Genomic DNA, 14,581 nt, shown 5'->3' on the forward strand with positions numbered 1-14,581 from the left:
TTAAAACTGGTCTTATTTCACAAAGAGAAATAGATTTAATGCGATCAATTAATGATATTTTTTAAATATTAAAGATATAAAATAAAAAAGATATAAAATAAAAAAATGAAAGAAATCAACGCTATTAAAATTTTTAAAAAATTAAAAAAAAGTCTTAATTATTTTGATAATTACAAATTATTAAATGACAAAGGTATAACAACTCTTTATGATCTCGCAAAAACTCTTGATAGCGAAATATATGAGTTGGATTTGCAATATTATAAAATTCAGGAAATTATTGAATTAAAAAAGAAAGCAATAAGATTAAATCCTTTAATGTTTTTAAGTCCTGAAGGTATTTTTGAATATGAATCTAAAATATATTATGATTTTAAAATACATGATTTAATAAACGCAGAAAATTACGAAAGTAAACATTGTTCATTACGTAAAATAACCAATCTGTCGGAATTAATAAGATCTCTTAATGATCCTCTAAATACTAAATTCTTTAATAAAAAAATGAATAATTTGCTAAATAAAATAGAACTTCAAACTAAAGAACATTATGATTTGCTTTATGCTAAAGGTAAAGAAGTTTACATTCTTTGAAATTTAATATTCAAAACAAAAATTGAGTTAGATGATAATTTAATAAATTTTATATTAACAAATTTAGAGCATATAAAAATTAATCCAAATATGCTAATTTCTGAATATATACAATCTTATATAAGCATTCAAAGTGGTTATGTCGATATAAAAAAATTCGAAGAGATTATAAAAAATTTTTCAATTTATAAACAGTATATTAACAATTATTTAAAAATGTCTGACAAATATAAAATTGAAGGCGATCTAGTTTGCCTGATAAAAAAATCTTTTTTTGAATCTAATGAATTAGTAGAAAAAGTCTTTAAACACAAGGAATATTTAAAGAATTTAAATGACTTTAGATTTCAATATAAATCATTAAGGATATGTCTTGAAAAAAATGACTTAGTATTTTCAGAAAATGAATATCTGCATTTAATTGAAAATTACGTTATTAGCAAGGAATATTTAATTCAGTTCTTTGACCTTACTGAAAGACAAATTCAATATCTATCAGCTATAAAAAATCAAAAAACAGTCAAAAAAGAATTATATTATGCACTCAATGACGAAAACATTCCCGAAAGCTACAAGATAATTATTAAACAGATATTAGAAAAAAGCAATGATTATTTAACTGAGGTTGATGGAAAAATACTAAGAGCTAATAAACTTGCCGTTTTGGAACATATAATTAGTTTGCGCAAAGACGAAACATTATCAATTAAATATTTATGAGTTCAATATTTTGAATTTTTAAAAAATCTCGACCTTTCGGATAATAGATATAATTATATGGTGGAAGGCTTAACTTTACATACTTTTGAAGCAAATTTAGGAAGAATGGATAATCTTATTCTGAATCTATACAGAAGATATAGATTCTATAATTTTTCAAAATATGATTTTAATAAGTTTTTTGAGCACATTAAATTTAATCAAATGAATAACATAATTATATCTACGAAATATTTTATTCAAAAGTATCCCGAAATAATGCAACAATATGATATTAAAAATGAATATGATTTACACAGTATAATAAAATATTTAAAGTCAAGAAATATAATTGAGTTAAATTGCATCCTTCAAAGAATGCCGTACTTGCAATTTGGAAATATAACCGAGGACCAACAACTTTATAAATATATAAAAATGTGACAACCGATTAAATATGATAATTTTATAGAAAAGTATTGCTCTCAATTGGGTTTTAATTTTGACTCAATAAGAAATAATTGCTATGCATTTCTGCAAAAATTTTTAGATAAAAACGGCTACTTGGAAGTTTCAAATAACCAAGAAATATCAGTTGAAAATATTGAAAAACTTAAAATGTTAACTAAAGAAGATTTGTATACTAAAGAAGCATTAATCAAGATTATTAAGTCATTTTTAACTCAAAATTATGCCGTTAATGATTTTATGATCAAAAAATTAGGATTTAATTTAAATGATAATTTTGCATATAAAAGCAATTATAAGAGCTTAGCATCTTTTATCAGGTATGTTATAAAAGATTTTGAGGTCTTTACTTTTAAGGATGTTTTAGACTTTTTAAACATAAATAAAAGAACTGAAAAAACGCACGCTATAAACGCATCATTTGAAAAAGTTAAACAAAATTTAGATATTATAAGATGAGATAAAAGCAAGTATTCATATATCAGTATTGACTATTTAAATAAAACTTATGGAATATCTAAAGAATTAATTAACGATTTTAAAAATTCTGCTCTTTTGCAAATAAAATCAACTTTTTTTAACATAACAAGTCTTGTCAATGAAGGTTTTAATCATAAACTTTTAGAATTTAGATTTAGTGCCGAGTTTTATAATGACATAATATCAAAAGACAATTCAATTATTAAATTAAACGCATTAAGCGATATTATGTATTATAAAACCAAGGAAAAAAGCAACATTGATTTTGTTGATTTTTTGAATCATATTAAAAGCGACTTTCTCAAAGAAATTGATTCTAATGAAATTATAATAGACAAACTAAGAGACTATATCAATAGAAAATTTGGAATTAACTATAAAATTAATTACTTAATTGAAAAAGTAAAAAAATCCAATTATAATTTCAACCCTATTAAGTTAAAAATCTATAAATAAATCGCAAATTTAAATACAACGCCTAAATATAAAATATTTAAGTGTTGTATTTTTAAAAAAGTTGTTAATTCTCAATCAAATCGCAACACTTTTATAGTTTAAAAATGTTTATTAAGCTTATGATATCAAATTTATTTTTAAGACTTAAAAATTAAACCAGTAATCAGGAAAAACTGGTAGTGTAGTAAATTTTGTGTAAATTTATCTCCTACTTGCTTTTTGAGTAAGAGATTTGAGAATTGCAATATAGTAAAATGATTGAGAATTTACATAATGGATATTTTTTTAAAAAAAATGAATATAAAAAAAATTAGTATATAATTATATACATAGCAACCATAACGAAGGGGCCCACCTGATTCCATTCCGAACTCAGCAGTTAAGACCTTCCGTGCCGAAAATACCATAAGGGAAGATAGGTCGTTGCTTTTTTTATTTCCTTTTTTACTTTAAGCATTGTAGGTAACTAAAAACTGATATTTATAAATTTATGAAATAATAATTTTCATGTTTTAAAAAAATATAAAAAAGTTATAACTAATTACTTTGGTAATTTCATTCTATTTACTATATAATATAGTTAATGATTGATTATATAAAATGTTATTTCCACATTTTAATGTAATAAAAAAGTCCTTAAAATAAGATAGATTTGAATATTTGCAATACAAATCAATCAGTTAACATGTAAATTTTAATTTAATTCGAGACTAATTTTAATTCTTAAAATAATAAATTTTTTTATAAAAAAGTTAATATTTTTCAAATTTTGGAATTAGTTATTTTTAAATAAATTTAAACATAAAATAAATGAGGTGTTTTTTATGAGGTTATTTAATTTATTGTTGAATGTGTTTTCGAGCGTTTTAATTCCAACAACCCCTGCCGTAATTAGTCGCCAGAGTGAGGATGTTCAAAATAAACAAGAGATTTTAGAAGCAAAAGATAGGACCACTGATATTCTTGATAATTCAATAATTCATAAGCCAACATCTGATGAAATCGAGAATTTGGACGATTTAAATATTTTTTATTCTACAATGACTTTAAAAACACAATATAACTTGTTGCATGCCTATAAAGTTTTGAAGAAATTGCTCAAAATTAATGATTCTGCTGAAATTGATGAATTACCATATAAGAAATATAATGATGAATTAAATCTCGTTCCAGATAATAAACTTAACAACGAATTTTCAGAATATAATATCGCATTTTTGTCGTCATCTTGAAAAGATTTTATTCGTTTATTTAAACAAGCTTCGTTTAATTACGAAATTTTTCTTAACGAGGAAATAAAAAAACAAAATATTAATACTGATTCAAAGGCAAAGGAAGAGCCTCGAAAACTTACTATTTTTAACCAATTAGATTCCAAATATGATGATGTGTATTTTATTAGAGTTGTTATTGCTGAATTTGAAGCTCTTGAATTGTTAAAAAATAATAAAAAAAATATGGAAATTGATACTAAAATAATAGATTTATTAAAAGTAGAAGATGGAACAAATCCATCTTCTCCACAGTATGTCAATACCTTAAAAAAAATTATTCCAATTATTACCGAAATAAGAAACATCGCTGGAGAAAGTATAGCTAATAAGCTTTCAAAAGAAGTGGATAAGGAATTAATTAATGACAAGATTAGACTTGAAGCATTAACAGCTGCCGTTAGAGCGAAAGGCTCAGATGAATATGAAAAAGATATTAAACAGCGAGCATTAAATGTTACAAAAAATACCTCAATGGAAGAATTAATTAAACTTAGAGATGATGCTGAAAAAGTGTATGATACATTAAAAAGTAAAGCAGAAGAATCATTCCAAAAACTAAAAGAAAAAATGAGATTTCGTGAGCAAATAGATAATGCATGAAACGTTAAAGTTTTACAAAGAGTATATGGCGAGATTGTTAAACAGCAAATTAGTGAGCTTAGAAAAGACACAGAAGCAGTTGTGAAAAAAACTTTTGGCTCAGATATGCATGATGATTTTGAAACGCGTTTATCAAATCAAAATTTAACTTTGGAACAATTGACTGTTATTTTTGAAGAAGCCAATAATGAATTTATTAATGAAAAAGAAAATGCTACTAGAATAGTAAATTCTATTCTTGATGAAAAAGTTAGAAGAGAAAATATTGAAAAAATAGAAAAATCAAACAATATTGCAGAATTGAAAAAAACTGCAGAGGAAGCTAAGAAAATTAGGGCAAACGAGGATTTGCAAAACGCAAGAAAAAATGCTAAAGAGGCAGTTGATAAAACAGTTGGTTCATCAAAGCATGATGAATATCAAATGAGATTAGAAGCATCACAAGAGGAAATAGATAAACTTTTAGAATTAATAAAAGAAGCAAATCTTGAATATACTACTAAAAAAACAGAAGTTAACAAGATTTTGGAAAGCCTTGATGATAAAAAAGATTTTGTTGAAAAATTTAATAATGCTAACAATATAGCGAAGTTAGATGAATTGCAAAAGATTTTATTAGTTGAAAAGCAAGAACAGGATTTGGTTAATTTAACTAAAAGAGCACAAAAAGCAGTTGACCAACTTGAAGGTTCTAGTCAATATGGTGAATTTAAAAAAATACTTGCTAATGCTAAAGGTGATATAGCTAAGCTTCTCAGTGTTGCTGAGAAAGCAGAAGCCATTTATAATGTTGAAAAGCAAAAAGTATTAGACATATATAATAAATTATTGGATAAAAAGGATTACCAAGCAAGAATTGACAGCGCAAAAAACATTGAGGCGCTAAAGCTTTTATTAAAAGAAATAACCCAAGAAAAAAAGTCGCAGGATAATGCCAAGATAAAAAAAGATGCTGTGGATGCTGTTAATAAGTTAGAAGGTTCTGATATAAAATCTCAATTTGATAAAGAATTAAAAGAAGGCCTTGATGATCCTAAAAAATTAAGTAATATTATTGAAAGAGCTAATAAAGAATTTAGCAAAGAGTTTGAAACAATTAATAAAGAATTAGACAAATTAAGTGACTCAAATGTAAAGAAAAAAGAGCTAGAAAAATTAGCTAAAAAAGCTAAAAATGTAAAAGAATTAAGAAGCATAAAATTACAAATTCAAAAGGCCATTCTTGAGCAAGAAAACAACAAGAAGGATGATCCAAAAAAAGATAATTCTAAAATGAATCAACCAAAAGAAGAAGAGAAAAACCCTAGTATTCCTAAAAAACCTGATATTTCTAAAAAAGATAGCAAATCTAAGGTTAATGTAGCCGCAATTGCAACCCCACTTGTGGTAATACCAACGTTGGCAGGAGCAAGCGTTGGTACTTGATATATGGTTAAACGCCATAGAAAGAATAAAAAAATGTAATTTTTAATATATATTAAAATATAGCAAGCATACTAAATAAAAAGATAAAACTAGCTATACGGCTGGTTTTTAATATTATTTTGTTTCTAGTAAGTAGAGAAATAGTTTTGAATAATTAGATAAAGTTAGGATATTATGCAAAGCTTTAAAAAACTAGAATAATATTAATTAAGCTAATTGTTAAAATAATGAAACATAGTTAGAACAAGAAATTTGCGGATTTTCATAAATAAGATATTTGGTTATTTATGAAATACAATTAAAAATATTATAGATATATTTTTTAATATTCTTTATTGACTATCTTGTTAAAACAATAGCAGAAAAATAGAAACATTTTGTATCCAAACCCTTATGCTTTAAAAATTATGCAAGATGATTTGATATATTGATTGGGAATATAAATTAAGTTACTTTTTTGCGGTAATAAACTTTTATAAGTAAAAAGCATATCTAGATATAATGAATTTTATTTTTACATTAAAATTAATTTTTATTATAAAATAATGTGCAAACATGTTTTGCAATTTCTAATTCAAAAAGCAAGTTTATCGATATAAAAATAATAATTTTAAAAAAATATTAAAAAATATTATAAAAAAATTTTTTTAATATATAATTATATTTACAGCAACCATAACGAAGGGGCCCACCTGATTCCATTCCGAACTCAGCAGTTAAGACCTTCCGTGCCGAAAATACCATAAGGGAAGATAGGTCGTTGCTTTTTATTTTATTTTTTTAAAAAATAGAAAGTAAAATTATATTATATGGTTAATAGAGAATTCGAGACCGAGGGAATAGTTCTAGAAATAATAAATCATGGTGATAATGATGCTATCATTCAAGCTTTGACACAATCGGGTGTTTGTTATTTTTTTGCCAAAGGAATACAAAATGTCGAATCCAAAAATAGAAGAAATTTATTATTATTAGGATTGGTAAATTTTGAATTAATAAGATCGAAATTTGTTAGTAACATGCCTAGACTAAAAAGAGCAACACTAGTTTCGTTTTTTCCATTGCAAGAAACCTTGCAAGATATATTTAATAAAGTTCATTACTTTTTAAAGCGAGCAGGTAAGCAAAACAATAATTTTTTATATGCTAGATATAGGGTTTTTTTAGAAAATGTTGAAAAAAAACCAAACCATAGTTTTATTTATATCTTATTAGCTTTTTTAGATATGTTTGGTTATAGGCAAAATTTAAGCTCATGTGTAGAGTGTGGAGATAAAGAACATATTGTAGATTTTGAATTTTATAAGGGAGGTTTTTTATGCCGAGACCACTCACAAAAAAGTAAGGATATAAATTTATTAAGAGGTTTGTATTGGATTGAAGCTGATTTTGAATATTTTAAGAGTAATATTGATGAAATTAATGTTATACAAATAATAAATATGGTTATTTCTTTTTTGAAAACGATGATATAAAAACCCCTATTCTTCAAGGGGTTTTTCAACTTTTTTAGGTTTTTCTTTTTTAATTTGTTTATTTTTTTTATTTGTTGAGTTTTTTCTTATTATTTTTTTTGGTTTTGAATTTTTGTTTTCAGTTTCAACTTGACTTGATTTTTTAGTATTATTTTCTTTCTGCATCTTTTGTTTATTAATTTCAACTTGATCAACAAGAAGAATAGTAGGAATAATAACAACATTTCTTCTTTTACTTTTATAAAAGAAAGGGTCAAGTCTATCGATAATTAATTGTTTAATTCTAGGTATCGTTCAATCTTTTTCATTTTTAATTGTGTATAAAACCGCCCCGTGTACAAGTCTTTTTGCGTCTTCTACTAATTGCAATGAGTTTTTAACAAAAAATGCTCCTCTTGATACGATTCTTGGCTTTCCAAGAATTATATTTTTTTCTTTATTAATAGCCATTATTACATGGACAAAACCATTTTGTCCCAATTCCATTCTTTCTTTCATGATTTGTGAATTTGTTTTTGATAGAATGTTTCCATCTATAAATACAGGACCAAAATATACTTTTTCATTTGATAAAGAAATCATATGGTTTTGTAAATAATAAACGTCCCCCAACTTAGCAATAATAATGTTATTTGGTTTGATTCCTGATTCAATTGCTGTATAGCCATGAACCACACTCATTCTAAATTCACCATGATATGGCATGAAATATTTTGGTTTTGTTAATTCAAATATCTTTCGATGTTCATCACGGTATGCATGACCTGAGGTGTGTAAGTAGCCATCAACACCATTTTCTCTTATAATTGCCCCTAGTTTATATAACCTATTAACTAATAACTCACATTTAGATCTATTTCCTGGTATTGGACTAGATGAAAAAATTATTGTGTCCTTAGGTTTGATTGATATATTTGGGTGTTTATCATATGACATCTTGGCTAGTCCCGCCATTTCTTCGCCTTGGGAACCGGTTGTCAAAATTAGTAATTCATTGTCATTATATTTTGAAAGACTTTTTTTATCTATAAAGACTTCATCAGGCGCATTTATATAACCTAATCTTCTACCGATATCAATGTTATCGATCATTGATCTACCAAAAGCAATAACTTTTTTGCCTAATGAAGCACCGAGCTCAATGATTGCTTTTATTCTTGTAAGATTTGATGCAAATGCCGTAATGATGATTTTCTTTTCAGCTTCTAACATATATTTTTTTATGTCTTTTAATATATCGCTTTCTGATGGAGAATGGTTAGGGCGCATGGCGTTAGTTGAATCCGAAAATAAGACATCTAGCCCTTCTTCGCCAATCTTTTTTAGTTTTGAGAAATCGGTTAAATTGCCAATAGGTCGATAATCGAATCTAAAATCACCAGTCATCATTAATGATCCATTTGGAGTTTTGATTCTAACACCAAATGCGTCAGGGATTGAATGTTGAGCAGTTCATCAATCAACACTACAATCACCAAAATCAGCCACAAGATCTCGGTTTATTTCAATAAACTGGACATTTACCTTAATTTTCATATCAGAAAACTTAAGTTTTAGATATTGAATAGCAATTCTTGGGGCATAAATTCTTTTTACATTTACTTGTTGAACCAAATATGGAACACCACCGATATGGTCTTCATGCCCGTGTGTTATGAAAAGTCCTTCAATTCTATCCTGGTTTTCAGCTAAATAAGTAAAATCTGGAATTGAACCGTTAATCCCCGTAACAAAACTATCGCAAAACTTAATTCCGGTATCAATAATAAAAATATGTTGGTCATATTCAATTATTAGTGTGCTTTTTCCAATTTCTTGCATTCCGCCTAAACCAAATATTTTTGTTGGTTTCATATTTTAACCCTCCAGATGAAATTATCTTGTGTACTTTATAAAAAAAGGAATTATTAAATAATACTTTATATAATTATATACATTATTAATATTTTTTAAAAATGGAGTAAAAAAAATGAAAAGCGAAGCAAAAATAAGTATAAGTTCATTTATTTTTAAGATTCTTGTTTTTATAGGTCTTATTATTTCTGGATACTTTATTTACACATCAGTGTCTAATTTTCTTGGTTCTGTTAATAACAAATTTGAGAGTTCGGATGTTAACCAGGCCTATAAAGGAATAAATGATTTTCTCAATGATATTATTAATCTACTCAAAGAAAATTTAAAATGATTTATTATTCTAGGTTTTTCCTTATTGGGTGCTATCTTAACTTGAATATTAGATGTTATTGTTCTTTCATTTGCTCCATGAAAAACTAATAAATTTGGGAAGACTATTTTGTTTTTATCAACAATTTTTCCTCTTTTTCCTATTTTTTGAATTATATCAATTATAGGGAATTTAGCAATTATAGCCAATAAGAATTCATATAAAAAGAGAGTAAAACAAAATGAATAAAAAAGAATTTGAAGAAAAAAAGAAATATGTAAAAAATGCATTCAAAGATGCTAAAAATGTTGTTAAGCGGGGAAATATGATAATGCTAGCCATAGGGTTATTATTAGGTACCTCGTTTGGCGCTGTAATATCTTCGCTAGCTAAGGATGTTATTCTTGCAGCTATTACTTCTGTTTTTAATGTTAACGAGGTAAAGGACATTAAAATCGGCAATATTCTTATTGGTCAATTTCTTGCGGCACTTATTCAGTTTCTTATTGTTACAGTGGTTATATTTGTAAGCTTATTTTTAGTATATTTGATTAGGAATATCATTCAGTATCACAAAGCAAAAAAATTACCAATAGTTGAAGAAGTTGAGGAGCCAAAACCATTAACTACAGAGGAACTAATTTTAGAAGAACTTAAAAAGATTAATGTTGAACTTGCAAAAAATAAGAAGAGTGATGAAGAGAAATTAGTGCAAGAATAAAACCTAAGAATTGAATTGCAATTTACTGATTTATAGAGTATAAGCTTAATAGCTTATATTTTTTTGTTCTTTTTAAATTTCATTTATTTTTTACTTTAGGCTAAATAAAGCTATAACTATCTAAAAAAATAAAAAAATTGCTATAATTTTAGCGTGTTTTATATAACCAAAAAACACTTAAAAACTATAAAAAGTCTATCTAAAAATATTAAATATATAACCAAATAAACATAGGAGATTTTATAATATGCCAATGAATTTAAAAGGTCGTAGTTTAGATACAGCTCTAAACTTCACAACCGATGAAATCAATTACCTTTTAGATCTTTCTTGAGAATTAAAGAAAGCTAAAATGCAAGGGCTACATACTAACAATCGTCCTTTAACAGGAAAAAACATTGTTATTATGTTCCAAAAAGACTCAACAAGAACACGTTGTGCATTCGAAGTTGCTGCCGCTGATTTAGGGGCAAGCTGTACATACATTGGACCTACAGGATCTAATTTTGGTAAAAAAGAATCAGTTGAAGATACAGCTATGGTTTTAGGCCAAATGTATGATGGTATTGAATTCCGTGGTTTTAAACAAACAGATGTTGAAGCACTTGCTAAATATTCAGGTGTTCCAGTTTGAAATGGTTTAACCGATGCTGAACACCCAACACAAATGTTAGCTGACTACTTAACATTTAAGGAATTCGTAGGTGATCTAAGAGGAAAGAAAATTGTTTTCGCAGGTGACATTAAAAACAATGTTGCTCGTTCATTAATGATTGGTGCTGCATTCTTTGGTGTTCATATTGTTTTATGTGGTCCTAAATCACAATGAGAAATTGTTAAAAGCGGACCAAACCATAAAGATGTTTATGAAGCTGTTCAAAAGCTTTTTGAACGTAACGGCGGATCAGTTTCATTTTCAGATAACAAGATTGAGGCTGCTATGAATGCTGATGCTATTTATACAGACGTTTGAGTATCATTAGGTGAACCATTTGAACTATTTGAATCACGTATTCAAGAACTTGGTGCATTTCAAGTTGATATGGCTATGATGAAAGCAGCAAAAGAAAGTGTTATTTTCTTGCACTGTTTACCTGCATTCCATGATGATAAAACTTTATTCTCATCAGAAATCAAAGAAAAACTTGGACAAAAATACCCAGTTGTTGCAACCGGAGCTATGGAAGTTACTGACGAAGTATTCCAATCAAAATACAATAAATCAATTCAACAAGCTGGAAACCGTATGCACACAATTAAGGCTGTTATTCTAGCTACAATAGGATATTAATTATGAGTAGAATCGTTATTGCCTTAGGTGGGAATGCGTTAGGAAATAATCCTGCAGAACAAAAAGAATTAGTTAAAATTCCTGCGAAAAAAATTGCTGAATTAGTTAAGGCCGGCCATGAAGTTATTGTTGGCCACGGAAATGGGCCACAAGTTGGTATGATTTTCAATGGTTTTGTTAGTGCTGCATCAGTTAATCCTAAATCACCATTAGTTCCTTTACCAGAAGCTGGCGCTATGTCACAAGGATACATTGGATACCATATGGTTAATGCAATTACCAATGCATTTAAGGAAGAGGGATTAGAAGAAAAAGAAGTACTATATCTATTGACTCAAACTTTAGTAGATCCAATGGATCCTGCATTCAAAAATCCTACAAAACCTATTGGTCCTTTCTTTATGACAAGAGAAGAAGCAGAAATGGCTAATCCTAATAGTGTTATTGTTGAAGATGCTGGACGTGGTTTTAGAAAGGTTGTCGCTTCGCCAAAACCAATTAACTTTGTTGGCATTAACCAAATGAAGAACGCTATTGAAGCTGGAGCTACTGTTATCGTTGGTGGTGGTGGTGGTATCCCTACTGTTAAGGATGAAAATGGTTTTATCAATGGAGTTGATGGAGTTATTGACAAGGATTTTGCTTTAGCAAAAATGGCTGCCTTAACAAATGCAGATTACTTCATTGTTTTAACTGCAGTTGACTACGTTAAAGTAAACTACGGAAAACCAGAACAAAAAGATCTAAAACACGCAACAAAAGCTGATCTTGAAAAATACATCGAAGAAAAACAATTTGCTCCTGGAAGTATGTTACCAAAGGTGCAAGCTGCTATTAAGTTTGTTGAAGAAGGCGGAAAGGCTGCATTCATCGGAGATTTAAAAGATTTAGAAGACATTATTGCCGAAAAAATTGGTACAAAAGTTACTTTAAATTAATTTTAAATTTATATATAAAAAAGTTGGGACGCAATCCCAACTATTTTATTTTGCTATTTTTTGATTGTACAATTCATACAAACAAATGGCGGTAGCAGCAGAAACATTTAATGACTGAACAGAATCAAAATCTTGTTGTATATAAATCACTTCATCTGCATGTTTTAGTAATGTTTTTGATACTCCGCTTTCTTCATTACCCATAATTAAGGCAACAGGAAAGCTAAAACTTGTATTTGATATTGTTTTGGCTTTTTTATCTAGTGCTGTTGCATATATTCAAAAACCATTATTTTTTAGGTTTTCAATAGCTTCAAACAAGCTAGCAACCTTGATGATTTTGATATTTTTAAATCCACCGGACGAGGTTTTTAAAACAGCCGGAGTTATGTCTACACTTCTGTTTTTAGGTATGATAATATGTCTTATTCCAAAAACATTAGCTGAACGAATTATTGCTCCGAAGTTTTGCGGATCTTGTATATGATCTAAAATTAAAATCGACTCAGCCTTATCCTTATAAATTGAACCAAGATCATGATAATTAAAACTTTCAATTTCTGCAATGTAACCTTGATGATTACCATTGATTATCTTATTCATTTCACTTGCTGGTAGATAGGTTATATTTTTGGCTTTAATTTTATTATTTTGTAATCCCTTTAATAGAAATATCTTTTTAATAGGAAAATCATTTTCGATAGCTTCAAGGACTGAATTTTTTCCATATATAAAGTTCTTCATTATATTAATTTCTTATCCTTTAATATTTTTCTTAGATTATCGGCCTGTATATATTTTTTTTCATCTAATAATTTTTGTCATTGATTATAAAGAGCGAGGTCTTTGCTACTGATTTTTTTATTTGTAAAACTAAAACCAAGAATTTTCATTATTTCTAGGAATGTATTAAAGTTTTCTTCTATTTTTGAAAGTTGTATTATTTCCTTATTTGCTTGCGCAAAATTCAATTTTGCGCACAATTTAATTATTTCATCAACTTTATTTTTATTAATTTTATAAGTATTGTTTTTTAATTGGACAGTATTATTAATGACAATAAACTTATTTATAAGTTTCTGCAATGAATCAAATAATTCATCGCTAACATTTATCGGCTTAGCATAATTGGTACTTAATATCATTAGCTTATAAGTATCCGGATGGTATTTTTTTAAAAAATCATGGGGAAAAATAAGATTTCCTATTGACTTAGACATTTTTTGATTCTTATAGTTTAGTGTTCCAAAATGAATTCAGTTGTGTGAAAGAGGCTTATTGTATATCGAATAATGTTGAATATTTTCATTTTCATGGTGCGGAAAAATTAGATCAATACCTCCACCATGGATATCAATAGTTTCGCCTTTGAAATATTTTGATATGAAACAACTACATTCAGTATGCCAACCAGGACGTCCCGGGCCAAAAGGGCTTTCAAATTTTATACCAATATTAGTTTCCTTTCATAAAGCAAAGTCTTGCTTATTTTTTTTATTTAATTCATTATTATCATCATCTAATATTAAATTTTCAATTTTTTGTTTGCTAACAGAACCATAGAATTCCTTAAATTTTAAGACATCAAAAAAAACGTTGCCGCCTACTTTATATGCTGCTTTTTTATCTATCATTTTTTGTATATATTCATACATATCATTTAATGAATCAGTAACTCTGACTATTTTATTTGGCATTTCAAGATTAAACAATTTGAATAAATCAAGATAATATTCTTCATATTTTTTTGCTATTTCTAGTTCACTTTTGTTTTCATCTATAGCCTTTTTAATAATTTTGTCATCTATATCAGTTATATTATTAAGATAAAATATTTCTTCTCCTAGAAATCTTTGGGCTCTTATAAGGATATCAAATGTAACACATGGTCTTATATTTCCAATATGAGGATAGTTATAAACTGTTGGACCACATAAATAATATTTTTTCATGAAAACATTATATATGATATATCCTTAAAATAAACAATTTA

The 14,581-nt window shown here is 27.0% G+C and carries 10 protein-coding genes and 2 rRNA genes; 9 read left to right on the forward strand and 3 right to left on the reverse strand.

From position 1 onward, the window contains the following. The first annotated feature begins 105 nt into the window (after positions 1–105). From ACWXVP_RS02335 to recO, 5 genes are all read left to right on the forward strand, one after another. Positions 106–2,697, forward strand: coding sequence for a hypothetical protein (locus ACWXVP_RS02335; protein ID WP_456012896.1), 2,592 nt, complete (start codon positions 106–108; stop codon positions 2,695–2,697). A 328-nt stretch (positions 2,698–3,025) separates the two neighbouring features. Beyond that, a 5S ribosomal RNA gene (gene rrf, locus ACWXVP_RS02340) occupies positions 3,026–3,129 on the forward strand. 392 nt (positions 3,130–3,521) lie between these two features. After that, positions 3,522–6,035 (forward strand): hypothetical protein, encoded by a 2,514-nt coding sequence (locus tag ACWXVP_RS02345; RefSeq protein WP_456012897.1) that lies wholly within the window; start codon positions 3,522–3,524, stop codon positions 6,033–6,035. Between the two features lie 626 nt (positions 6,036–6,661). Further along, a 5S ribosomal RNA gene (gene rrf / locus ACWXVP_RS02350) occupies positions 6,662–6,765 on the forward strand. 40 nt (positions 6,766–6,805) lie between these two features. After that, positions 6,806–7,471: a DNA repair protein RecO gene (gene recO, locus ACWXVP_RS02355; RefSeq protein ID WP_456012899.1), complete on the forward strand. Its 666-nt coding sequence runs from the start codon at positions 6,806–6,808 to the stop codon at positions 7,469–7,471. 6 nt (positions 7,472–7,477) lie between these two features. Here the strand turns inward: recO and ACWXVP_RS02360 are convergent, their stop codons facing one another. Continuing rightward, on the reverse strand, positions 7,478–9,325 hold the full coding sequence (locus tag ACWXVP_RS02360) for a ribonuclease J (protein WP_456012901.1): 1,848 nt from the start codon (positions 9,323–9,325) through the stop codon (positions 7,478–7,480). A gap of 115 nt (positions 9,326–9,440) precedes the next feature. Between ACWXVP_RS02360 and ACWXVP_RS02365 the strand changes: the two genes are divergently transcribed. The 4 genes from ACWXVP_RS02365 (at position 9,441) to arcC (ending at position 12,588) form a co-directional block, all read left to right on the forward strand. Then, positions 9,441–9,887: a hypothetical protein gene (locus ACWXVP_RS02365; RefSeq protein WP_438340618.1), complete on the forward strand. Its 447-nt coding sequence runs from the start codon at positions 9,441–9,443 to the stop codon at positions 9,885–9,887. After that, on the forward strand, positions 9,880–10,359 hold the full coding sequence (locus tag ACWXVP_RS02370; RefSeq protein ID WP_444704993.1) for a large conductance mechanosensitive channel protein MscL: 480 nt from the start codon (positions 9,880–9,882) through the stop codon (positions 10,357–10,359). Before ACWXVP_RS02365 ends, ACWXVP_RS02370 begins: the two co-directional genes overlap by 8 nt. Positions 10,360–10,606: 247 nt before the next feature. Continuing rightward, the gene (gene argF, locus ACWXVP_RS02375; RefSeq protein WP_455966463.1) at positions 10,607–11,650 is read left to right on the forward strand and encodes an ornithine carbamoyltransferase; all 1,044 of its coding nucleotides are present in this window, start codon (positions 10,607–10,609) and stop codon (positions 11,648–11,650) included. Positions 11,651–11,652: 2 nt separating this feature from the next. Then, positions 11,653–12,588: a carbamate kinase gene (gene arcC / locus ACWXVP_RS02380; RefSeq protein WP_438340621.1), complete on the forward strand. Its 936-nt coding sequence runs from the start codon at positions 11,653–11,655 to the stop codon at positions 12,586–12,588. Between the two features lie 45 nt (positions 12,589–12,633). Here the strand turns inward: arcC and rlmB are convergent, their stop codons facing one another. Both rlmB and ACWXVP_RS02390 read right to left on the reverse strand, forming a co-directional pair. Then, the gene (gene rlmB, locus ACWXVP_RS02385; protein ID WP_456012902.1) at positions 12,634–13,332 is read right to left on the reverse strand and encodes a 23S rRNA (guanosine(2251)-2'-O)-methyltransferase RlmB; all 699 of its coding nucleotides are present in this window, start codon (positions 13,330–13,332) and stop codon (positions 12,634–12,636) included. Beyond that, positions 13,332–14,540, reverse strand: a complete 1,209-nt coding sequence (locus ACWXVP_RS02390) for a class I tRNA ligase family protein (RefSeq protein WP_456012904.1) — start codon at positions 14,538–14,540, stop codon at positions 13,332–13,334. Before ACWXVP_RS02390 ends, rlmB begins: the two co-directional genes overlap by 1 nt. Positions 14,541–14,581: the final 41 nt, after the last annotated feature.

Source organism: Mycoplasma sp. 1781, assembly GCF_053851675.1.